The organism is Klebsiella sp. JN_Kp127 (assembly GCF_040062505.1).
Lineage (GTDB): Bacteria > Pseudomonadota > Gammaproteobacteria > Enterobacterales > Enterobacteriaceae > Klebsiella > Klebsiella quasipneumoniae.
The window spans coordinates 44,396-66,545 of record NZ_JBEAHS010000034.1 but is presented as its reverse complement, the minus strand read 5'-3'; the positions used below and the strand labels follow the sequence as shown (position 1 = coordinate 66,545).

Genomic DNA, 22,150 nt, shown 5'->3' with positions numbered 1-22,150 from the left:
GGTCGGTAGCCCGGATAAGGCGCGCAGCGCCGCCTCCGGGGCATAGCTGCGGCAGCGTTAGCGCAGTTCGACGCCGCCCTGCACCATGCGCAGCAGGTGCTGCCTGGGCCAGAGCTCGCTAAGTCGCGTCTCTTCCAGCCGTCGCTGTAAATACTCAATGTCGTGACGTTGACGGTCGAGCATCAGGCCGACTACGCTGCCGCTGTGCGCCACGTTAATACCGTATAAATCGCACTCTTCCACCAGCCCCCGCAGCGTATCAAACCCCGGCTTTGGTAACAGATGCTGGCTGGCGACGGCGCTAAGCGTCGCGGCCTCTCCCATCCGCCGGGGATTATCCGTCTCGCAGGCTAGCTGAACTTTCTCCCAGGCTAGCTGCAGAGACGCGGAGTAGGCGTGCAGCTTTTCAAGCCGGGGAAGTCGGTGGTAATCGGTGGTCAGCAGCGTAGCGGGGCTTTCCAGCACCAGCAGATCGAGCTGAGGCTGGCTGTCACAGGCAATCTGCGTGGCGGCGGTATTATGGTCGAACAACGTCAGCTGGCGGAACAGGGTGCTGTCGGTGGGCTCCAGCGCGACGCACAGGCGCGCCAGCGTCGGCTCATCCAGCGCGTGGCCCAGATGATGGGCGGTAGCCGCCGCGGTGGCGGCGATATCGGCGGTGCTGCTGGCCATCCCTTTGGCGACCGGGATCGTCGAGTGCAGGGTGATGCGGATCTGCTGACTCAGCGCCGCCGGGTAGCCCCAGTGGGCCAGCAGCTGGTCGACCATCGCCCGCGACAGTGGCCGCTCATCGTTTCGCGGCGTGCCGGTCTCGACCTCGACGGTGCTGTACCAGTCCACCGGGCAGGAGACCAGCTTCTCGCTGCCAAGGATCCAGCCCTGGATAAGTTCTCCGCACGAGGCGGGACATTGTGCAACGGCCACGTTTTCACCTTTCCGCTTACCTTCGCCAGGGCGCATAGTGGCACGGCGATTCGCCGGTTACCATGATTCTCCGCAAGGGGAGAGGCGCCGTTTATACCGACACCGCCAGCTCGTGCGCTTGCGGCAGCGCCAGGCGCATCACATCGCGGGCAATCATCAGCTCTTCATTGGTATTGATGACCGCCACTTTGACCATCGCATTTTCGGCCTGAATAAAGGTAGCGTTGTGCTGGTTTTTCTCTTCATCGACCGAGAGCCCGAGGAAATTCAGGTTATGGCAGATGGCGCTCCTGGCGCGGGCGGAGTTTTCGCCGATGCCGCCGGTAAAGATCAGCGCGTCCAGGCCGCCCATCTGCATAATATAGCTGCCGATGGTGGCGCGAATGCGCTCGGCAAACAGCGAGAGCGCCAGGGCTGCCTGACGATTACCGCCGTCCGCCGCCTGCTCGACATCGCGATAATCGTGCGAGATGCCGGAAACCCCCAGCAGGCCGGACTCGTTATTCAGCAGCTGATTAAGCTGCTCTGGCGTTTTTCCCTCATGCAGCGCCAGCCACGGTAGAATCGACGGATCGATATCGCCGCTGCGGGTGCCCATCATCACGCCGGACTGCGGCGTAAAGCCCATTGAGGTGTTAACCGAGCGCCCGCCTTCGATTGCGCATACGCTGCTGCCGTTGCCGAGATGGCAGCTCACCACGCGCAGAGCGCTCAACGGTACGCCCAGCTTTTCCGCCAGCGTCGCGCTAACGTACTTGTGGCTGGTGCCGTGGAAGCCGTAACGGCGAATGCCCAGCTCGTTGTAGTAGCGCCAGGGCAGCGGATAGATAAACGCGCGCTCGTCGAGCGTTTGGTGAAAAGCGGTATCAAACACCGCCACCGACGGCGCGTCGGGCAGCAGCTGGCGGAAGACTTTAATGCCCAGCGCGTTGACCGGATTATGCAGCGGGGCCAGCTCCGCCAGGCGCTCGATTTCCGCTAAGGTCTCATCGGTCACCGGCGTCGAATCTTTAAAGCGCTCCCCGCCGTGCGCCACGCGGTGGCCGACGCCATCGATATCCCGCAAACTCTGGATAATCCGATGGTCGAGGAGCTTTTCCAGCAGCAGGGTGACGGCTTCACGGTGATCGGCTACGGGCGCCGTTTCCTGCCATTTTTGCGCCGGCGTTTTGAGGGTCACCTGGGCGTTTGCCATGCCGATACGCTCGATCAATCCCTGGCAGAGCATATCGCCCTGAGGCATCTCCAGCAGCTGGAATTTTAACGATGAACTGCCGGCATTAATGGCCATTATTTTGTAAGACATAAAGGTTCCTTCGAATTCAGAAAATCCAGCACGGCATCAAGACCCAGATTATTCAGCGCGCTGGTGATAAAAATCTGCTGGGCGCCAGCCTGCCTGAGCCACTCGCCGATTAGCGATATCCGCTGCGCATCGGCAAGGTCGGCTTTCGTGACCAGGCCAATCGTCGGGCGGTTCATCGGAGCGGTAAAACCCGGAGAAAACGGCGCCCACTGCGCGTCGGCGTTCAGCACCAGAGCGATAACGTCGGCCTCGCAGGCGCTGGTCAACAGAGCGCTATAAAGGCAGCGGTTCTCCAGATATTCGCCCGGCGTGTCGATGGCCATCGGCGACCATTCAATCGCCTGGGTTTTCTTATAATGGAGCGCTTCGCCGCGCAGGCCCTGGGTCAGCGAGGTTTTGCCGCACTGGCTGGGGCCGATCAACATCAGACGTTTCATCGCGCTACGTCCGGGTTATTGAGCAGGTAGTAAACTGCATCATCTCGCCCAGGGTGCGCGTCACCTGCCTGAGGGCGTACTCGACGGCGGAAACGTCGCCGGTCAGCACCACGGCGCCGGTAAAGCGGTCAAGAAAACCGATCTCCACCGCGCCGGATTTGGTGGCGATATCGCAGGCGATAATCGACGCTTCGCTGGGCGTAATGGTGAGGATGCCGATGGCGGACACCGCATCCTGCAGGCCGAGTTTCTTAAAGAGATCTTTCCCGGGATTGGCAATCAGGTGCGCGAGGGTGACCTGTTTCCCGGGAACGTATTCCTGAATCATGCGATCCGTTGTTGGCTGTCTTTCCATTATCCCTCCACCATCTGTCGCCACATGGCTTCATGCGGTCGCGGGATCACCGAACGATAAACCAGCAGCCCTTTTTCACCCGCGCTTTCGCTGGCTACCGTAACCGCGTTGTTGACGTCGGAAACGTCGCCCGCCACCACCATGTAGCATTTACCGCCGATGCCGAAAGCCATATGCACCCGTACCAGGGTGACGTTGGAGCCTTTCACCGCCCGGTCCGCGGCGCTGATGCAGGCCGCAACGCTCCAGGTTTCAACGATGCCGACTGCCTGGCGTTTGTCTACGCTGTTCAGGCCGCTGATGGCCGGGAGTACGCTGGGATGGATATTCGCCAGCACCAGGCTGTCGACGAGCATTTCGCCGGCCTGCGAAGTGCCGGTTTCAATGGCCTGCTGGATAGCGCCAATATCCCCGCCGAGCATCAGTAAAAACTTACCCGGGCAGATAGTTTTGCTGACCAGCAGATTGACGTTGGCGCTTTTCAGCATCGCATCGCCGAGTTCCATTCCTTTGGCAATGCTGGTGAGTTCTAAAATTCCTATAGCCTGAGACATGGTTAACCTCTTACAACCGTGATGGCCTGTTCGCTGATGGCCGCAACCACGCCGTCGATGCTGGCGTGAACCGGCGCGCCTAATGCCCCCGCCGGAACGTCGGCAACGCATTGCCCGCGGGTAACGCGGTCGCCCACCGCAACGTTCGCTACCGCGCTGGCGCCGATATGCTGACGCAACTGCAACGTCACGGTTTCTACTGCCGGTTCGTCTTCCACCAGCGGCGCCTCCTGATACCAGGGGCTCAGCCCCAGTTTGGCGATCAGTCGCTTCACCGGCACGAGGCGATATTTCGCCATTTCGTCGGCCGGATAGAGCGGCCCTTCATAGCGCTGGTTTTGCGCGCGCAGCTCGCGTTTCAGCATGCGGTTGATGCGCATCGGCGAGATCCCTACCGGGCAGGCCACGCTTTCGCAGACGTTGCATTCCGAACAGGTGAGGGAGCTCAGCAGCAGCTGGGGCGTGGCGGCCTGATGAAAGTTCACCGCCCGCACCAGCAGGTGCGGGGAGAGTTCGTGGCCGATCAGATGCCGTGGGCAGAGATCGGTACATAGTCGGCACTGCTCGCAGACGGTACGGGCCACGGAAAGCACCGTGCGCTCGTCCTGCATCCGCCGCTGGATAAGCGGATGGCTTTTCGGCAGCACCAGCAGGCCGCCGGTAGTTTTGGTTACCGGGCTATCGAGAGAAGTCATCAGGCCGCCCATCATCGGGCCACCGTTAATAAAACCGGGGTCGTCGACCGTCGCGCCGCCCGCCAGTGCCAGCACTTCGCGCAGCGACATGCCGATGGGGACGGTGACGGTCAGCGGCCGGGCGACCGCGCCGTTAACGGTCAGCGTGCGGCGGGTCACCGGAAACTGCTGCTCAACCGCACGGGCCATGTTGAGCACCGTTTGTACGTTATTCACCACGACCCCAACGCTGGCCGGCAGCGCGGCGGGTGCGACCCGTCGACCGGTAGCTAACCAGATAGTCAGCACCTCATCGCCTGCGGGATAGACATCCGGCAGAATATGCAGGCGAATACCGGCAGGCAGCAGCGGGGTGAGGGCGTCGATAGCCCGGCGGTACTTCTCTTTCAGGGCAATCACCCCTTCGCGTGCGCCGGTTGCCGTCATCGCGTACTGCACGCCGCGGACCAGACGTGCAGCCTGCTGCCACATCAGCTGCTGGTCGACCTTGAGCATCGGTTCGCACTCGGCGGCGTTAACCAGAAAGATCTCCACCTGCGCCTGCAGCTTCACGTGGGCGGGAAAACCCGCGCCGCCCGCGCCGACGACGCCCGCTGCGCGAACGCGCTCGCGGATTTCATCGGCGCTTCTGGCCATTTCAACAGCGTTGACGGCGGTACTCATAGCAGTTCCTCCAGCAGTTCCTGAATTTCCCCGGCGCTGGCCGGGCGAGGATTCGTGCGCAAGGTCACGTCAGCCAGTGCGGCCTGCACCATGGCCGGAATGCGCGCTGAGTACTCGGCACGTCCCTCTTTCAGCGCGACCGCCAGTGACGGCAGCGCACAGCGCTGCTTGAGCCGTTCGATTTGCTGGATCAGCGCATTGATCGCCGTACTATCGCTGGCGTCTGCCGGACAAAAGCCGCAGGCTTTGGCCAGCCGCGCGTAGCGTTTTCCGGCGCGCGGATGACCGGCGTTAAAGCGGATAACCGCGGTTAACAGCAGCGCGTTGGCCAGTCCGTGCGGGAGATGAAACTGCCCGCCAAGCTGGTGGGCGATAGCATGGTTAAGCCCCAGCCCCGCCTGGCTGAACGCCATCCCGGCAAGCGTTGAGGCATTGTGCATTTTCCCGCGCGTCGCCACGCAGTCGCCTTTTTCCACCGCCGTGGGCAGATACTGGAACACCAGTTTGGCGGCTTTTTCCGCCAGCGCGTCGGTAAAGTCGCTGGCGTGCGGAGAGACCCACGCCTCCAGCGCGTGGGTCAGCACGTCCATGCCGGTGTTGGCCGTAATCTGCGGCGGCACGCTGACCACCAGCTCCGGGTCAAGGATCGCCATATCGGGATAGAGCGCATTGTTGAACAGCGGGTACTTGATGCCTTTATCCGGATCGCTAATGACGCAGGCGCTGGTCACTTCTGAACCGGTACCGCTGGTGGTCGGTATGGCCACGCAGGTTTCGATGCTGATGCCGCTCTGCTGACTGAACCAGACGATAGCTTTCGCCGCATCCATTGCCGATCCTCCGCCGAAGCCGATGACCACCTGCGGCTGCAGGGCCTGCATTTGCGCAATGCCCTGTACCACGGTGTGGATAGTGGGGTCCGGGGTTATCTCGCTAAAGACGCTAATGCGGTTATCTGCGGGCAACGCCTGACGCAGGGTTTCCAGCAGCGGCGAGCGCGCAAGAAAGCCATCGCAGATAATCCAGATGTGCTTGTTGGTAAAGCGCTTGAGCACCGCCAGGCTACCCTGACCGCTGTACAACCGCGTTTGTAGTGAGAAAGTCTTCATCGCGACCTCGGTTAGCGAATGGAAAAGCCGTTGGTCAGCACGCAGCGACGGGATCGGGCAAACGTGCGCGCCGAGGTTGTCCCTTCACCGGTCGGCGTGGCGATAGTAAAGGTGGTAAAGCCTTCGCCGCCGACGCCGATCCCGGCATAAGAGGGGCCGTTCTTGACGAATATCGAGGTTTGCAGGGTGCGGGCCGCGAGGTTCAGGCGCGACACGTTCTGCGAGTGCATAATGGCGGTATGATGCAGTCCCTCTTCAACCTTCAGCGCCAGGGCCAGCGCGCTATCGAAATCGCTAACTTTCACTATCGGCAGCATCGGCATCAGCTGCTCGCTGGTAACCCACGGATCGTCGGCGTTAACCAGCGCTATCAGTAGACGCGGCGCTTTCGACGGAACGGCGATCCCGGCCGCTTCGAGCATGGCTGATGGGCTTTTGCCGACCAGTTTTTTATTCGCCTGGCCTTCAGGCAGGCAGGCGGCCCGGAGTTTGTCGGTGTCGGCAGGGCTCAGCAGCAGCGCGCCGAAGGTTTGCATTTGCTGCACCAGACGTTCGGCGACGCTCTCCACCACAATCAGGCTCTTCTCGGCAATGCAGGGCAGGTTGTAATCGAACGAGGCGCCGTTGATGATATCTTCCGCCGCTTTAACCAGATCCGCCGTTTCATCAACGATGCAGGGCGGGTTACCCGCGCCAGCGCCAATGACTTTCTTACCGCTCTTCATGCCCATCGCCACAATACCCGGGCCGCCGGTAATGGCCAGAACCGCAATGCGCGGATGGGCCATCATCTGCTGGGTGGCTTCGAAAGTGGGTTCTGCTACGGTAACCACCAGATTGCGGATGCCGCAGCAGCGGAAAACAATCTCTTCAATCATGCTAATCAGCTTCAGTGAGACCTTTTTTGCTCCCGGATGCGGGCTGAAGTAGACGCTATTGCCCGCCGCCAGCATGCTGATGCTGTTATTAATGATGGTTTCCGTCGGGTTGGTGCTCGGTGCGACCGACCCGATAACGCCAAATGGCGAATACTCAAACAGCACCATGCCGCCGTCGCCGGTCAGTGCCGTGGTGGTGAGATCTTCCACGCCCGGCGTGTTGTCCAGCGCAGCTTTGTTTTTCAAAAATTTATCTTCTTTGTTGCCCATCCCCGTTTCATTGGCGCTCTCTTCCGCCAGGGCGGCCAGATGCGGCGTCAGCTCCTGACGCATTGCGCTAATGATGGCGCTGCGGGTTTTTAGCGGGCACTGCTGATAACGTAAGAACGCCTGATGCGCGGCATCAATGGCCTCGCTCACGGACTGAAAAATCCCTTTGCCCTGCGCCGGGTTTGGCGTTTGGGCTGGGGATAACTGTTCGCTAAGAATGGTGCGAATAAGCGTTTCGAGTTCAGTAGTATTCATTGATGAGTTCCCACGTTAATGGCCGCGATGGCGGTCTGTGCTATATCCATGTCCTGTTCAACGCTGCCGCCGCTGATGCCAAGACCCCCAATTAATGAGCCGTCGCGCCACAGGGCGTAACCGCCGCCAAAGGTAACCACTTTTCCCTGCAAATGCGTTTCGAGGCCATAAAGCGCGGCGCCCGGCTGAACGGCCTCGCTCAGCTCATGGGTCGCCATTTTCATCGCCACCGCGGTCCAGGCTTTTTTCGGCGCCAGTTCGCTGCTGGCCAGCAGGGCGTCCGGCATCCGCCAGGTCACGGTTTCGGTGCCGTGTGCGTCAACGATGCTGATCACCACCGGCACCTGAAGCTGCTGCGCGCGCTCAACGGCGGCGCGGGTGAGCTGGTGCAGATCGTGGAATGAAAGGTCCAGGGGCGTCTTCTCCTTGCTGCGGCTCGGTAGAGTGGCGGCCAGATAGCGCCGGCTCACTTCACGAATGATGTTGTTCTGGTGCGCATCGCTATCTTCCGCGCGCGCCAGGGCGTACAGGCAGTCTGACAAGCGATTGATGTAGCGCATCAGCACCTGGCGCACGTTGACTTCCGCCGCCAGCTCAACCAGTCGCCGTTCGGCCCGGCGGGCCAGCGTGCGGGCAAAATGCAGGCGGCTCGCGGCTTCGCAGCGGCCGGGTAAAATAAAACTGTGCAGCGGTTCGACGCGGGCCATGGCCCGATCGATGGCGGCTTCCAGAGCGGAAATCTCTTCGCTGCTGATGTAGCGCTGTTTCGGCGACGGCCGTTCACTGTCGCTGGCCAGTTCTGCGCTAAACCAAAAAAGCTGCTGCTGGATGGCCTCAAGTAAGGCGCGGTGATTTTCATCCGCGGCGGCGCAGGCGCACAGGCTCAGCGCGGCGTTCAGCTCATCCAGCGTGCCGTAGGCTTCAACCCGCGGGTGGGTTTTACTCACCCGCTGGCCGGTAAAGAGTGAGGTGGTGCCAGCGTCGCCCGTTCGGGTATAAATCGCCATATTCGCTCCTTAACGTGAAAGCGTATCGACAATGCCGACAACGGCGAGGTCGATGGCCTCGTTTGGCCCGGAAAAAACGTGCCTGGCGCTGGAGCCGCCGCTGAGCAGAACCAGCTCGCCGATCCCCGCGCCGACGGAATCCACGGCGACTTCATCACCGGAGGTCGGCGAGGCGGGAAGCTCGCCATCGGCGCTGACCCGCCGCACCAGCAGCAGCTTTTTGCCGATCAGGGAAGGCGATTTTTGCGTGGAGACAACCGCGCCCGTGACTCGTGCCAGATGCATGATTTACTCCTGCTTAATTAATTGAATATGCCGCGCCTGTGCCGCTTCGCGCGCCAGCGCGGTCACGATGCATTTGCGGTGGATAACCAGGCGACCCTGGCCCAGATGCGCGACGTCGCGATAGCTCAGCACCGATCCTGCGTGCAGGATCAGCGGCAGCCCGCGCTCGTCGGTGAAGATCGCCGGCAGGCGCGCCAGTTTTTTGACCGGGATAACCGGCAGCAGCTGACTGTGCAGGGTGAGCTGCACGCGGATGCCGAAAGCCAGCGCGTCGTGAATTTTCCGGGCCGCAGGATCGTCGGTTTCCGCCTCCGTCAGCTGGCCCAGCAGCGGCAGGTCGACAAGCAGGATGCGCAGCGAGGCGTGCTGGCTGAACAGCCCGGGGCAGTCGGCATCGCGCAGCTGCGCCACGCTCAGCGTCGCCGTGCTGTGGGCGCGACGCTGCAGCCTGGAGACGATTTCCTCCACGATGCGCTGCAGAACTTCGCCGTTCATCGCGGGCCTACCAGCCGGGCAAAGGCCTGCGGATTATCGGCGCCGGCGGCGTTGGCTTCATCGGTATCAATGTGCATTTCGAGACGCATATCCGGTGAAACGCGAACCGCCACGTTGTTGAAAATCAGCCCGCGCTCGTCGCCTTCAATGGCCACGGAGACCCTATCGCCGTGGGAAACCCGCAGGATCAGCGCATCGAGCGGCGACATATGAATATGCCGTTGCGCGACGATAACCCCTGACGAGAGCGTCAGTTCGCCATAGGGGCTGACCAGACGGATGCCCGGCGTCCCTTTCAGATCGCCAGACATTCTCAGCGGCGCCGCAACCCCCAGGGTTCTGGCATCGGTACGCGATATTTCCACCTGGCTTACCGAACGCAGTGGGCCGAGCAGGCGCACATTTTTAAGCTGCCCCTTCGGCCCTACCAGGGTGACGGTTTGCTCCGCAGCGTACTGTCCCGGCTGCAGCAGCGCTTTTTTCTCGCTGATGGGATGGCCAGGAAACAGGCGTTCATAATCCGACGCCGACAGGTGGATATGACGATTTGAAACCCCCAGCGGAATGGGCCGCAGACGCATCTCGTCGAGGACTTTACTGACCGTTGATGCGAGAAGCTGTTTATCCATTACGCTTCACCTCGCTTGCCGGGATGAATGCAAAGGGTGCGCGGCTCGCCCTTCTGGCGCGGACATTTGGGATCCAGGCACAGGTTGCAGCTGACCACGCCTTGTTGCTGGAGGGGCTCTTCTGCTGGCGCTTCAGAAACGACATTAGCCGTCTCTGACTCTTCAGGCTCAGGTTCCATGACGGAGGGGGGGGGAGCCTCTGCGGGCAGGATCCCTTCTCCGGGTCTGGCGATGACTTTATGAGCCACCAGACCGTTTCGCTGTTCGGCAAACTGTGCACCGGTGGTGATGGCCGCCTGTACTGAGGCCACATCACCGGTAATTTTAATGACCGTCCAGCCTGAACCATTGGTCTTTTCGAGGGCGACCAGCGTGATAGAAGCGGATTTCGCCATGATATCGGCGCAGCTAATAGCCAGTGCCAGACCACAAACTTCAAGTAATCCCAGTGATTGCTTCACGCGGTGCTCCTTATTCGCCATCAATCAGGCTGATTTCGGTAAAATGGCCTCAACGTCGCTGTGCGGACGCGGGATCACGTGGCAGGATTTCACTTCGCCTACGACGCTTGCCGCCGCGCTGCCCGCATCTACCGCCGCTTTGACCGCGCCGACATCGCCGCGAACCATTACGGTCACCAGACCCGAGCCAATTTTTTCGTAGCCGACCAGCTGCACGTTGGCCGATTTCACCATTGCATCGGCGGCCTCAATGGCGCCTACTAACCCTTTTGTTTCAACCAGTCCCAGTGCGTTATTCATACTGCTGTTCTCCTGTTGCTTAGCTATTCAGATCCCGGAACGGGATCCCTTTGACCAGCCGTGCCGCGTTATTACCGGTGTTACGTTGGGCCTGACTGTCCTGATGATGCATCAGCGTAAAAAGCGGCGCCGATGCGGGTAAATTCTTGTAGTGCACGACCAGCGTATGGCGGTCGCAGGCGATGCCCACCAGTAGCGGCGAGCTGCGCGCCGCCTGCCAGGCGCTGTCCACGACATCCCCGGCCGGGTGATGCTGGAGCAGGAAAGGAATGCCTTCCTCTTCGATACCCAGCAGCACTTCGCGCCACAGGCCGTCGCAGCCGTCGATGGCGGCGATCACAATAGCCGGGGCGCTGTGATTACTGTCCATGCGCGAACTCCTTATGCCAGGAGAGAATCAGGCCGGTGGCCACCGCGTTTCTGGGGCCCTCGCTGCCGCGAATATTTCCCCGCCCGGCAACCAGGCGGTAGTGCGCCAGCGCATCGGTGACCAGCTGCGGGACCTCGAAATCCAGCGACGAACCGCCGACCAGCACCACGAACGGAATATCGCGAATGTTGCCGGTGGGGCTGACCTGACGCAGTGCGCGCAGGGCGTTGGTGACAAAGACCCGCTCTTTGGCGCTGCGGCGAATGGCGCGCACTTTTTCCAGCGCTAAGTCGCCGGGTAGTGGCACCAGTTCGTCCGGTTTCACCACGCAGACGCGGGCGAATACGGCGGGGGGCAGCGGCGTGGAGAAGAACTGCACGCTGCCGTCCTCGTGGCGTAAATGGAACAGACTTTCCACCTTGGCCAGCGGATACTTCTTGATCTCTTCCGCCAGATAGCGGTCTTCCAGCCCCAGCTCGTGGGCAATAATCATCGTCACCATATCGCCAGCTCCGGCGAGGTGAGTGGCGATGATTTCGCCTTTGGGGTTGATGATGGAGGCATCGGTGGAGCCTGCGCCGAGGTCGAGGATCGCCAGCGGTCGGGTGGTACCCGGCGTGGTCAGCGCGCCCAGAATGGCGGCTTCGGCCTCGGCGCCGCCGATCTGCACGTCGATATTGAGCTTCTGCTCGATTTCGCGGGCAATCATCGCCATCTGCAAACGATCCGATTTCACCATTGAGGCGATGCCCACGGCCTGCTCCAGCGAGAACTCCCCGGCAAGACCGCCGGTGACGCTCACCGGCACCGAGGTATCGACGGCCAGCAGGTCCTGAATGAATATTTCGCTGCTGGGCTTGTTGGTCAGCTCGGCCATGGTCTGGCGCACGTGTTCCAGCATGCCGCCGATATTGGTCCCCGACTCGCCGGTGACGTTATCGAGCTTGCCGCAGCCGTCGACCGCTTTCATGATGGCTTCGGCGCCAGCGGCAACGTCTACGCGTACGCTCCGGCCCTGGGCCAGCAGCTCAAGGTTACCGGCGGGTATCGCACGCGCTTTGACGTCACCGGATGGCGTTTTGACCACCACGGCGGAACGGTTGCCAATCAGCGCGCGAGCCATCGGGACGATGTTTTTCGTCTCCTCGGCGTTGAGGTTGAATACGGTGGCGATACCGTAGGGGTTAGAGAGCGTTTCGATGACCTTCCCCGGGACGGCGACCTCAATTGCCGCCAGCATTCCCAGCGGAATGCGGTCGATGTACAGCACTTCGTCAACAATCGGCAGCGGTTTTTCCAGCCGGTTGCTGACCAGTACGCCATCGTCGCGTTGCAAAATGACGCCGGTAATCTGATATCCGGCGCGCAGGGAAGCGTTAATCACGCTGGCGATATCGGCAAAATCGAACGCCGACGACACCACCAGGATATAGGGCGCGTCCGCCGGGCGGGTTAACAGCTCCTGCGGCGTAATGGTGATGCCCACGCCAAGCCCCGCGCCGCCGGGTGTTTTCGGGTTATGGCCGATCATGGTCGATTCGGTGATGATGGTCTCGGTAATGGTTTCCATCGCCACATCGCCAATCACCGGCGTCGCTTCATTAATGCGGATGAGCGAAATATCGCTGACAGCGATCCCGGCGCCTCTGGCGACGAGGGCGAGCGCCTCCTGAATACCGAACACGTTACGCAACGTGCCTTTGATCCCGGTGGTTTCCGCCAGCGCGCTGTGGGTGATTGTCAGCGTGCCAGCCTCATTCAGAGTCGCCAGGGCGACTTCCGTCGATGAGTTGCCGATATCAATGCCAGCTATATATCGCATCACATACCCCTGTAATTAATCGTCGCCTTTGAGTTTTTTACGCTCGACGTACAGCGTGGCCGCTTCGCGAACGAAAGCGGCGCAAATCTTCGCCTGATAGCGGCTTTCGAGATCGTCGGCGATCGCCAGCAGCTCCTCTTTCGTCGAGCGATAGGGCCGGAGGGCGTTGTAGATATCAAGAATGCGATCGTCCGGTACCGCGGTCAGCTCGGCGGCGCGCTCGAAGTTCATCGCCAGCCGGTCGCGGCCCGCGTCCCTGGCGATAGAGGCCTGTAAGCGCAGGGTTTCCGGGGTGATACGCATATCCTGGGCGGTAACTTTATTGCTCAGCACGTTTTCCAGCGTAAAGTCGTCCAGCGTTTTATTGGTGGCGGTTTTCACCCATTCCGGGTGCTTGTTCGCCAACGGGTAGTCGCTGACCTTTGCGCTACGGGACGCGCCGCCTGCCGCCGGAGCCGCCGTCGGCGCCTCGCCCTGCAGGCTGTTCATGCGGCTTAATACGTCGCGCACCATCGATTCAATTGCGTCGGTATTCATGGAGTTATCCTTTATCAAAGCGCCACGCGCAGTTCCTGCGGGTTTTTGCCCGTCACCACGTACTTGGTCTCTTTAATGTGCAAAATGGCCGATTTCGCCTGGTATTTTGGCCGCGCCATCTGGTCGTTCAGCGTCGGGACCGGCTGCGGCGATTCGCGTTTCGCATAGCGGGCGGCGTTTTTACCAATCTGGCGATAGGTTTCCAGGGTCAGCAGCGGCGCCTGGGGGAACAGCTCCAGGTTAGAGAGCGGCGGCAGCCCCTGCTGGTGAATCACCGTGGTGCCTTTTGACTGGATGCCGATAGAGATGCCGGAACCGCTCAGGCGATTGCCTTCAACGGCGACGAAGGCCACGTCGGAGGATTTAAAGCAGCGAATCACGCGCGCCTTAATGCCTTCTTCTTCAATACCGGCAATGACTTCGCGCAAAATGCTCTTATGCGGTATGCCGACGATATTGACGGTCTGCGCCAGGCCGAAAGCCGGGCCGACGGCGATAATCACTTCGTCCTGCTGGGTTCCCTGACGCGCTTCGCCCACTTCCGTCAGGAAGCCGTCGCCGGCGGGCGACGTGGCCTGGGGCGCCGCGGAGGCCGCTGGCGCAGTAAACGAGACGGGTTTATCGCTGCCCTTCATCTCGCTGAGCACGTCTTCAATTATCTGGCGCAGCAATTTTTCATTAATTTCCATTTCTCACCCCTTAATCAATCTCGTTGGGATCAAGAGCGCCAGGGATGTTTTTAATCTCTTCCCAGCGTTCGCCCTGCAGGCGATAGCCCGTTGCCGGACCGGCATAGTCGTTAACGTCGTTGACGGCTGACAGCACCTGCCCATCGCCGACGATAATTGCGGAGGTATGCAGATAGTCTCCGGTCAGCTTGGCTTTCTGGATGTTGAGCATGTCCTGGGCCACGTCGGTGAACCCGCCCTGCGCCAGCGCTTTCACTACTTCCAGGCCGTTGCGGTTTTTATTGATGATTTCCTGGGCGAACTTGATGTCTTCGACGATGTTGCGCTCCGGCATATCTTTCGAACCGTGGGCGTAGGTTGCGGCTTCCACTTCTTCATCGGTAATCGGCGGCAGCCCCATTCCGGCAAAAACGGCCTGCAGCGCGCGGGCAGCCTTATTACGGATGGCAATAACATCTTCTTCGCGAACCGGACGCAGACCGCCGTCCACCTTCAGGTCGCGCTGGATGACGTTGTAGTCGTCAAAGTCTTCGGCATCTTCGTTGGAACCGGCGAACATGTTGTCGTAGTTCGGCACCGCGGAATAACCGGAAGAGATAAAGTCGGTCCCCGGCAGAAACTGCATCAGCAGGCGCGCGGTACGACGCATATCGGAGTGGGTGAAGGTCTGGTCGTTACTGGAGGCGCACTCCAGATCCAGCGACGAACAGATCAGGTTTTCCGCCAGCACCGCGCGAATGCCGGAAGGCACCGCAGACGGCACGCCGATGCAGCTAACGGAGCCGTTTTGCAGCCCCTGTACGCCCGCGGCTTTGGTGATGTAGATGCAGCGCGCTTCCAGGTAAAGCATGGATTTGCCTTCGGCATAGCCCATCTGCACTTCGGAGCCGGAGCCGGAGGTGAAGCGCATTTTCAGACCGCGAGAGGCGTAGGAGGAGGCTAAGAAACCCTTCGACCACGGCGTGTCGTCGCCGTCGGTAAAGACCGGTTCGGTACCGTAGACAGAGATGGTTTCGGCGTAGCAGGTGTGGCCCAGCATGCCGAGCTTCAGCTCGGTGGCTTCTTCCAGCGAGCACTGAGTCAGTACGCCCGGACGGCCTACCTGCGAGCCGACCAGCAGCGCGATGGCGTTGAACGGCGCGTAGCGCGCTACCGCAACGGTGGTTTCCTGTTCGTCAAATCCGCGCCATGCGCCTTCGGCGGCGTCGGCGGCAATCTGTACCGGGTTATCTTTGACGTTGGTGACGTGCGCCTGCTGGGATGGGGTGCGGCGGGCGCGCATTTTCTGCATCGCCATCATCATCTCAACGACGTTCATATGCGAAACCACTTCGACAATTTTTGCCGGCGTCATCGCGGTGGTCAGCGGGACGATTTCGCTGCGTTTAACGTTCGGATCGCACAGCATGTTGGCCAGCTTAACCGAATCCATCGCCATCACTTCTTCGGCGCGATTCAGGTTGATACCGTAGCGGGCGATAAAGTGGTCGATCAGGTCAAAATCGCTCACCGGTTTCCCGTCCAGCTCGGTCACCGCGCCGTTAACGATTTTTATCGACGGTTTCGGATCGTTCGGGCTTTCCATCGCGATAAAGCCTTCTTCGATCCACTCCTTAACGAAGCCGTCCTGATTCACAGGGCGTTTCGCCAGTGCTTCAAATCTTTTCGATCTCATGAATCAGCCTCGTGGGTATCAGATGTAGGACGGGCGATCGTTTTTCGGTTCAGAACCGAGGGTCGCAAGGACGGTTTTACCGATTTCGCGCGCGGAGGTGACTGCCTGGCGGACCGCGCCGGAGTCGCCGGAAATCACCAGGATGGCTTCGTTACTGAAGCTGGTGCCGTGCGCCGGAGAGCTATACGCCACGACTTCCACGTTGGCTGACTTCAGGGCGGTATCGGCCATCAGCACGCCCACGGAGGCCGGTGCGCCGACGATAATGCCGCAGGCGCGGCCAATCGGCGCGCCGAAGGCTTTTTCCAGGGCGTAGCTGGCGCGGGCGGTGTACTGCAGCTCGATATGTCCGGCTTCATTGCCGTAAACATCGCCGAAGGTGCGGTCGAGCTCTTTCAGCGCAACTTCAATCCCGCGCTTAACGTCGGAAACGTCGTTGCCGCCTAAAATAATCAGCGAACCGTGGCCCGCGCCGCCTTTGGTATCGCGCGGCAGCTCAATGCTAACCACTTCGGTGTTGGTGGCTTTCACCGCTTCGTCCGCCGCCATAATGTGCGGGCCAGCGCCGGTGCGGGCGCCGAGAATGCCGATGGAGCGATAGCGCTTTTCAAGCTTCATCGCGTCCAGCAGGGCGGTATCGACGTTGGCGATAACCAGACCCAGGGTGTCGCCAATAGCGGTCCCGACAAATTCCGTTAAACTGCAGCTTTTTTCTGCCATAGCCGTCTCTCGTATTGGATGGTTTTCAGTAGGGATGGCCTGCTGTTCCGGCGTTGCCACGCGGGCAATCACCTGAGCCATGATCTGTTCAACCAGCTCATTGCTGCTCATTGGCTAATTCCCTTCGGTAAGATTTTTTCTACATCGGTGTGAGGGCGTGGGATGACGTGTACGGCTTTCACTTCACCCACGTTACGTGCGGCGGCGGCGCCCGCATCGGTGGCCGCTTTTACTGCGCCAACGTCGCCGCGCACGATGACGGTTACCAGCCCGGAGCCAATCTTTTCATAGCCCACTAACATCACATTGGCTGACTTAACCATTGCATCAGCGGCCTCTATGGCTGCGGTTAAGCCTTTGGTTTCTACCATTCCTAGTGCTTCTTGTTGCATAAAGACCTCGCATGAAGTGTTCCGATAGTGGGGACTATAAGAAGATGCGAGGAAAAAGAATGGCTGACTTCAATGTGATGGTGAAAAAATAGTGGGTATTGGATAAGATAAAATTGTCGTTTATTTATTTAAGTGTTTGATGTTATTTGTTTTTTTTATTTTCGCTGATGTGATTATCTTGTTTTGTATATTCCATATTTACAAATTTGTTCATGACGATTTTAATTTTATCTGCTATGCGCGAGAAACTGATTTGTGATGTTTGTTGGAAAACGATAAGCTGGTTTTAGCAATATTTTTGCATGCCATGGCGTTGGCATAATGGCGAAAGCCGCGCGTGAGCAATGCAATTCTGCGTTATTTAATGACAATAATTTGTTATTGATACCCGAATTTTCCGGAGGCTGCCGTCAGCAGGTTGCCAACAATTTGCGGACGGGAGTTCATATAGTGGTGCGCGTTGTACTCTACTGCCAGCAGGATGTTGGCTGGTCAGGACACGAACTCTGCTAAGAAGGTGTCACCATGAATGATTCGTTAAAAGCGCAATGTACCGCCGAGTTTCTGGGCACCGGGCTGTTTTTGTTTTTCGGCATCGGCTGCCTGAGCGCGTTAAAGGTGGCGGGCGCCAGCCTCGGACTGTGGGAGATATGCATTATCTGGGGGCTGGGGATCTCGCTTGCCGTCTATCTGACGTCGGGGATCTCCGGCGGGCATCTCAACCCGGCGGTGACCGTCGCGTTATGGCTGTTTGCCTGCTTTCCCGGCCGAAAAGTCTTCCCCTATATCGTTTCACAGGTTGCCGGCGCCTTTGGCGGCGCGGTGCTGGCCTATGTGCTGTACAGCACGATGTTTACCGAGTTTGAATCCGCCCACCATATCGCGCGCGGCAGCGTAGAGAGCCTGCAGCTGGCGAGTATTTTCAGCACCTACCCGGCGGCATCGCTGAGCATCTGGCATGCGGCGCTGGTTGAAGTGGTGATCACCTCCATGCTGATGGGGATGATTATGGCGCTGACCGACGACGGCAACGGCGTACCGAAAGGGCCGCTGGCTCCGCTGCTGATCGGCCTGCTGGTGGCGGTCATTGGCGCTTCAACCGGGCCGCTGACCGGCTTTGCGATGAATCCGGCGCGTGATTTTGGGCCGAAGCTGTTTACGTGGATGGCGGGTTGGGGCGATATCGCGATGACCGGCGGAAGGGATATTCCGTACTTTATTGTGCCGATTATTGCGCCACTGATCGGCGCCTGTCTCGGCGCGGCCATCTATCGTTATCTGATTGGTAATAATCTACCGTGTAATACCTGTAAATTAGAGGATTAAGGTCACGGCTGAAATAGCCAAAAATTTTCATGAACCGGTATCACGAACTCGCCAAAAACGTCTCCCACGGATGGGAGACTTTTGCTATCGTATTATTCTTTTATCGTTGGCGGCAATGGATGATGAAAGGAAGTAAATATTAAAGAAATGTTTTATTTATAACAAAAAATTAACTGAGAGGTTTTATCATGATTTCTGCGAGCACACTGAACTCAGAACTCATTAATAAAATCGCACAGGATTTTGCGCAGGCCACCAGTCTGGCGGTGGTGGTCGTCAATATTCATGGTGATGAAATATCTGAACTGTTTAACTTCACCCCTTTTTGCCAGCTGATGCGCCAGCATCCCCAGCACAGCACCCGCTGTCGAATGAGTGACCGCTGCGGCGGGCTTGAGGCGTCTAAAACCGATCAGCTCTGTATCTACCGCTGCCACGCCGGGTTAACCGATTTCTCCATTCCTCTGGTCATTGCCGGTCACCTTGTGGGCTTTGTACTTTGCGGCCAGGTGCGCTTAAGCAACGATGTTGAACTGGTCGATATCCTCAACGTGGATGACCGCTGGCAGGCCGACCCTGAGCTGCTTAAAGCGTTTCGCGACGTGCCGGAAATGGACTACGCCAGAGTGATTGCTTCTGCTGATTTACTGAAGCTTATCGTCGAAAACTGCCTGAAAAAACAGCTCAACTTTGTGGTGATTAAAGATAATCCCCAGCAGCCGGAACCTGCGCGCGCCAGCCGGGTCGCCAGCCCTCATGACAGCAAAATGAAGAAGGCGCTGCGCTACATTGACGCCCATTTATCCGACGAGCTTCGCCTGGAAGACGTCGCCGCTCACGTTTATCTCAGCCCCTATTACTTCAGTAAGCTGTTCAAAAAATATCAGGGTATCGGCTTTAATGCCTGGGTGAACCATCAGCGGATGGTGAGCGCCAAAGAGCTGCTTTGCCACAGCGACTGGAGCATCGCCAGCATTGCGCGGAATTTAGGATTTTCGCAAACCAGCTATTTTTGCAAAGTTTTTCGCCAGGCCTATCAGGTGACTCCGCAGGCCTATCGTCAGCAAATTAACGCCAGATCACAAACTGAGTCAGTTTAAATGACAATAATTTGTTATCGCCGGTTTTTGTTATACCCGCGTATCCTGCTCATTCTAAAATGAAAATATCTCATTCACAGCAATAAATTGTCATAGCGCAACAAAATAATAATGAGAGAACGATAAACTGCACCAGTTTTTATTTATTTGATGGGATAGAGTGATATCCGAAATGGCTTTCAGCGCGCCATCGGCGTAATGAAATAGCTTTGGTATTTAAAAATTAAACACGACGGAAGCCATCCTGCTTCCGTAAGATGTTCCGGGAATCATTCGAGTGGGTTTCATCCCGCTCGAATCATGACGGACTAAACCGACAGGCGCCAGGGAAGGGGGTGTAAATCCCCCGCAGCCCCCGCTGCTGTGATGCTGACGAACCCATATTTAGCCACTGATCTGTTTACCGGATTGGGAAGGATGGGAGAGGACGACGCTAAGCCAGAAGACCTGCCTGTCGGTAATAATCAACAACTTCGGTGGGAAGTGGGTTGCTCAGATGCGTACAGTCGAAAGACTGGGAATGCACGCAGCCCTACCACCCGGCACAGGATCGGGGTATGGCAGCCAGGCAGCACGCATTTATTCTCGCAGGTACCGGCAGCGGTTGTGGTAAAACCACCGTTACGCTTGGCCTGCTCAGCCTGTTGAAGCAGCGCGGCATGCGGGTTCAGCCCTGCAAAGTCGGCCCGGACTACCTCGACACCGGCTGGCACACCGCCGTCAGCGGCGTCGCTTCCCGCAACCTCGACAGCTTTATGCTCCCGGAGCCGGTGCTTAACGCGCTATTTTGCGAACAGATGCAGCGGGCGGATATCGCGGTCATTGAGGGCGTGATGGGGCTGTATGACGGCTTCGGTACCGACCCTGGCTACTGCAGCACCGCCGCGATGGCTAAACAGCTCGGCTGTCCGGTCATTTTGCTGGTAGATGGCAAAGCGGTTTCCACCTCCATCGCCGCCACGGTGATGGGATTTCAACACTTCGACCCCAGCCTCAACATTGCCGGCGTTATCGTCAACCGCGTCAACAGCGAATCCCATTATCAGCTTCTCAAAGGCGCTATTGAACGCTATTGCGGGCTGCCGGCGCTCGGCTACGTACCGCGAATGGAAGGGGTGGCGTTACCCGAACGCCATCTGGGGCTGGTTACCGCCCGCGAGTCGCTGGTCAATCAGCAGCCGTGGCGCGATTTTGCCCACACGCTGGCGCGAACCCTGGATATTGAACGGCTCCTTGCTCTTAGCCAGCTCACCACCCTGCCCGCCGGGGAGTGGCCGGCGCTGCCGTCGCCCGACGCCGGCGCGGGCCTGACGCTGGCGCTGGCCGACGACGAGGCCTTCAACTTTTACTACCCGGATAACCTCTCGCTGCTTGAACGCTGCGGAGTGAATATCGTGCGCTTCAGCCCGCTGCGCGATAGCGAGCTGCCACCGTGCCAGATGATTTGGCTCGGCGGCGGCTATCCGGAAATTCATGCCGCCGCGCTGGCGGCCAATACGCCGATGCTGGCGCAGCTGCGGGAGGCGCACCGGCGCGGGGTGGCGATTTACGCTGAATGCGGCGGTCTGATGTATCTCGGCAGCTCCCTGGAAGACGCCAACGGTGATATCTACCCGATGGCCAACCTTATTCCCGGCCACAGCAAGATGGGCAAACGGCTTACCCGCTTTGGCTACTGCGAGGCGCGAGCTATGCGCAAAACGCTGCTGGCGGCGCCGGGCGAAACCCTGCGCGGACATGAATTTCACTACTCGGATTTTACTCCCGAGTCCCCGGCGGTTCTGGCCTGCCGCAAGGTCCGCGACGGTATGACCCTTCAGCAGTGGTCCGGCGGCTGGCAGGTGGGCAACACGTTCGCCAGCTATCTGCACCTGCACTTTGCGCAGCGCCCCACCATGCTCAACCACTGGCTGGCTGCGGCAAGGAGCGCGCTATGACGCTGCTGGCATGGGGCGTTGCCTGGCTCCTCGATTTTATCATCGGCGATCCGCAGAGCTGGCCGCATCCGGTGCGCTGGATTGGCAGCCTGATCGCCGCCGTTCAGCGCGGCGTGCGCCGCTATTGCCGCAGCGATGTCGCCCTGCGCGTCGGCGGCGGGGTGATGTGGATAGTTGTGGTCGGACTAACGTGGAGCGTCTGCTGGGGCGTGCTGACGCTGGCGCAGAGGATTCATCCGTGGCTTGGCTGGCTGGTTGAGGTCTGGATGATTTTCACCGTGCTGGCCGGACGCTGCCTGGCGCAGTCGGCGCGGGACGTCGAGCGCCCGCTGCGCGCGGGGGATCTGGCGGAAAGCCGCGTCAAACTCTCATGGATTGTCGGCCGCGACACGACGCAGCTTGCGCCGCAGCAGATTAATCGCGCGGTGGTGGAAACCGTCGCGGAGAACACCGTTGACGGGATTATCGCGCCGCTCTTCTTCCTGCTGCTCGGCGGCGCGCCGCTGGCGATGGCCTATAAAGCGGTCAACACCCTGGATTCGATGGTCGGCTATAAGCACGAAAAATACCGGGCCATCGGCATGGTCAGCGCCCGCCTCGATGATGTCGCCAACTTTATCCCCGCTCGCCTGAGCTGGCTGCTTATCAGCCTCGCCGCTTTCCTCTGCGGTGAAGCGGGCGGCCGCGCGCTGCGCATCGGCTGGCGCGACCGCTACAACCACAGCAGCCCAAACTGCGGATGGTCGGAGGCCACCGTCGCCGGGGCGCTCGGCATCCGGCTTGGCGGCCCTAACGATTACTTTGGACAGCGCGTGGAGAAGCCGTGGATTGGCGAGGCGACGCGCGATATTTCCGTAGACGATATTTCCCGAACGATTCGACTGATGTGGGTGTCTTCGACCCTGGCGCTGGCGCTGTTTATGGCGGTCCGGTTCTGGCTGGTCGGCGCTGCCTGAGGA

The 22,150-nt window shown here is 59.4% G+C and carries 25 protein-coding genes and 1 riboswitch; of the genes, 4 read left to right on the top strand and 21 right to left on the bottom strand.

Features of this window, described 5'->3' with window-relative positions; genetic code table 11:
* Positions 1–57 precede the first annotated feature (57 nt).
* From ABLV04_RS11905 to pduA, 21 genes are all read right to left on the bottom strand, one after another.
* A complete protein-coding gene (locus ABLV04_RS11905) occupies positions 58–924 on the bottom strand; it encodes an L-threonine kinase (RefSeq protein ID WP_132133851.1) in 867 nt (288 codons plus the stop codon).
* A 91-nt stretch (positions 925–1,015) separates the two neighbouring features.
* On the bottom strand, positions 1,016–2,230 hold the full coding sequence (locus ABLV04_RS11900) for an acetate/propionate family kinase (protein ID WP_135718972.1): 1,215 nt from the start codon (positions 2,228–2,230) through the stop codon (positions 1,016–1,018).
* Positions 2,215–2,667, bottom strand: a complete 453-nt coding sequence (gene pduV, locus ABLV04_RS11895) for a propanediol utilization protein PduV (RefSeq protein ID WP_004115034.1) — start codon at positions 2,665–2,667, stop codon at positions 2,215–2,217. Before pduV ends, ABLV04_RS11900 begins: the two co-directional genes overlap by 16 nt.
* Positions 2,668–2,671: 4 nt before the next feature.
* A complete protein-coding gene (gene pduU / locus ABLV04_RS11890; RefSeq protein ID WP_032453966.1) occupies positions 2,672–3,022 on the bottom strand; it encodes a propanediol utilization microcompartment protein PduU in 351 nt (116 codons plus the stop codon).
* On the bottom strand, positions 3,022–3,576 hold the full coding sequence (gene pduT, locus ABLV04_RS11885; protein ID WP_000075777.1) for a propanediol utilization microcompartment protein PduT: 555 nt from the start codon (positions 3,574–3,576) through the stop codon (positions 3,022–3,024). The genes pduU and pduT overlap by 1 nt, the downstream gene beginning before the upstream one ends.
* Before the next feature lie 2 nt (positions 3,577–3,578).
* Positions 3,579–4,934, bottom strand: coding sequence for a cobalamin reductase PduS (gene pduS / locus ABLV04_RS11880; protein WP_180266112.1), 1,356 nt, complete (start codon positions 4,932–4,934; stop codon positions 3,579–3,581).
* Positions 4,931–6,043, bottom strand: a complete 1,113-nt coding sequence (gene pduQ, locus ABLV04_RS11875) for a 1-propanol dehydrogenase PduQ (protein ID WP_004105190.1) — start codon at positions 6,041–6,043, stop codon at positions 4,931–4,933. The genes pduS and pduQ overlap by 4 nt, the downstream gene beginning before the upstream one ends.
* Before the next feature lie 11 nt (positions 6,044–6,054).
* A complete protein-coding gene (gene pduP, locus ABLV04_RS11870; RefSeq protein WP_180266111.1) occupies positions 6,055–7,446 on the bottom strand; it encodes a CoA-acylating propionaldehyde dehydrogenase PduP in 1,392 nt (463 codons plus the stop codon).
* Positions 7,443–8,453, bottom strand: a complete 1,011-nt coding sequence (gene pduO, locus ABLV04_RS11865; RefSeq protein WP_180266110.1) for a two-domain cob(I)yrinic acid a,c-diamide adenosyltransferase PduO — start codon at positions 8,451–8,453, stop codon at positions 7,443–7,445. Before pduO ends, pduP begins: the two co-directional genes overlap by 4 nt.
* A 9-nt stretch (positions 8,454–8,462) precedes the next feature.
* Complete coding sequence (gene pduN / locus ABLV04_RS11860; RefSeq protein WP_000549823.1) at positions 8,463–8,738, bottom strand: propanediol utilization microcompartment protein PduN; 276 nt, start codon at positions 8,736–8,738, stop codon at positions 8,463–8,465.
* A 3-nt stretch (positions 8,739–8,741) separates the two neighbouring features.
* Complete coding sequence (pduM, locus tag ABLV04_RS11855) at positions 8,742–9,233, bottom strand: microcompartment protein PduM (RefSeq protein ID WP_180266109.1); 492 nt, start codon at positions 9,231–9,233, stop codon at positions 8,742–8,744.
* Positions 9,230–9,862: a phosphate propanoyltransferase gene (locus tag ABLV04_RS11850; protein WP_180266108.1), complete on the bottom strand. Its 633-nt coding sequence runs from the start codon at positions 9,860–9,862 to the stop codon at positions 9,230–9,232. The genes pduM and ABLV04_RS11850 overlap by 4 nt, the downstream gene beginning before the upstream one ends.
* Positions 9,862–10,344 (bottom strand): BMC domain-containing protein, encoded by a 483-nt coding sequence (locus ABLV04_RS11845; protein WP_086075064.1) that lies wholly within the window; start codon positions 10,342–10,344, stop codon positions 9,862–9,864. The genes ABLV04_RS11850 and ABLV04_RS11845 overlap by 1 nt, the downstream gene beginning before the upstream one ends.
* A 3-nt stretch (positions 10,345–10,347) precedes the next feature.
* Entirely contained in the window at positions 10,348–10,623 is a 276-nt protein-coding gene (gene pduJ / locus ABLV04_RS11840; RefSeq protein ID WP_001057755.1) for a propanediol utilization microcompartment protein PduJ, read from the bottom strand.
* A gap of 19 nt (positions 10,624–10,642) precedes the next feature.
* A complete protein-coding gene (gene pduH, locus ABLV04_RS11835) occupies positions 10,643–10,993 on the bottom strand; it encodes a propanediol dehydratase reactivase beta subunit PduH (RefSeq protein WP_004105142.1) in 351 nt (116 codons plus the stop codon).
* Positions 10,983–12,815, bottom strand: coding sequence for a propanediol dehydratase reactivase alpha subunit PduG (gene pduG, locus ABLV04_RS11830; RefSeq protein WP_348815762.1), 1,833 nt, complete (start codon positions 12,813–12,815; stop codon positions 10,983–10,985). Before pduG ends, pduH begins: the two co-directional genes overlap by 11 nt.
* A 15-nt stretch (positions 12,816–12,830) precedes the next feature.
* Complete coding sequence (gene pduE, locus ABLV04_RS11825; protein ID WP_180266107.1) at positions 12,831–13,352, bottom strand: propanediol dehydratase small subunit PduE; 522 nt, start codon at positions 13,350–13,352, stop codon at positions 12,831–12,833.
* Positions 13,353–13,366: 14 nt separating this feature from the next.
* The gene (pduD, locus tag ABLV04_RS11820) at positions 13,367–14,041 is read right to left on the bottom strand and encodes a propanediol dehydratase medium subunit PduD (protein ID WP_180266106.1); all 675 of its coding nucleotides are present in this window, start codon (positions 14,039–14,041) and stop codon (positions 13,367–13,369) included.
* Between the two features lie 10 nt (positions 14,042–14,051).
* Complete coding sequence (pduC, locus tag ABLV04_RS11815) at positions 14,052–15,716, bottom strand: propanediol dehydratase large subunit PduC (protein ID WP_004105132.1); 1,665 nt, start codon at positions 15,714–15,716, stop codon at positions 14,052–14,054.
* 18 nt (positions 15,717–15,734) lie between these two features.
* Positions 15,735–16,547, bottom strand: coding sequence for a propanediol utilization microcompartment protein PduB (gene pduB, locus ABLV04_RS11810; protein ID WP_004105122.1), 813 nt, complete (start codon positions 16,545–16,547; stop codon positions 15,735–15,737).
* Positions 16,544–16,828 carry a propanediol utilization microcompartment protein PduA gene (pduA, locus tag ABLV04_RS11805; protein WP_001183618.1) on the bottom strand — a complete coding sequence of 95 codons (285 nt, stop codon included), beginning with the start codon at positions 16,826–16,828 and terminating at the stop codon, positions 16,544–16,546. The genes pduB and pduA overlap by 4 nt, the downstream gene beginning before the upstream one ends.
* Positions 16,829–17,353: 525 nt before the next feature.
* Between pduA and pduF the strand changes: the two genes are divergently transcribed.
* From pduF to cbiB, 4 genes are all read left to right on the top strand, one after another.
* The gene (gene pduF, locus ABLV04_RS11800) at positions 17,354–18,154 is read left to right on the top strand and encodes a propanediol diffusion facilitator PduF (RefSeq protein ID WP_004105118.1); all 801 of its coding nucleotides are present in this window, start codon (positions 17,354–17,356) and stop codon (positions 18,152–18,154) included.
* Between the two features lie 188 nt (positions 18,155–18,342).
* Positions 18,343–19,254: a regulatory protein PocR gene (gene pocR / locus ABLV04_RS11795; protein WP_023290877.1), complete on the top strand. Its 912-nt coding sequence runs from the start codon at positions 18,343–18,345 to the stop codon at positions 19,252–19,254.
* A 301-nt stretch (positions 19,255–19,555) separates the two neighbouring features.
* Positions 19,556–19,724, top strand: a riboswitch (cobalamin riboswitch).
* 87 nt (positions 19,725–19,811) lie between these two features.
* On the top strand, positions 19,812–21,191 hold the full coding sequence (locus ABLV04_RS11790; protein WP_180266105.1) for a cobyrinate a,c-diamide synthase: 1,380 nt from the start codon (positions 19,812–19,814) through the stop codon (positions 21,189–21,191).
* Positions 21,188–22,147, top strand: coding sequence for an adenosylcobinamide-phosphate synthase CbiB (cbiB, locus tag ABLV04_RS11785; RefSeq protein ID WP_180266104.1), 960 nt, complete (start codon positions 21,188–21,190; stop codon positions 22,145–22,147). The genes ABLV04_RS11790 and cbiB overlap by 4 nt, the downstream gene beginning before the upstream one ends.
* Positions 22,148–22,150 lie beyond the last annotated feature (3 nt).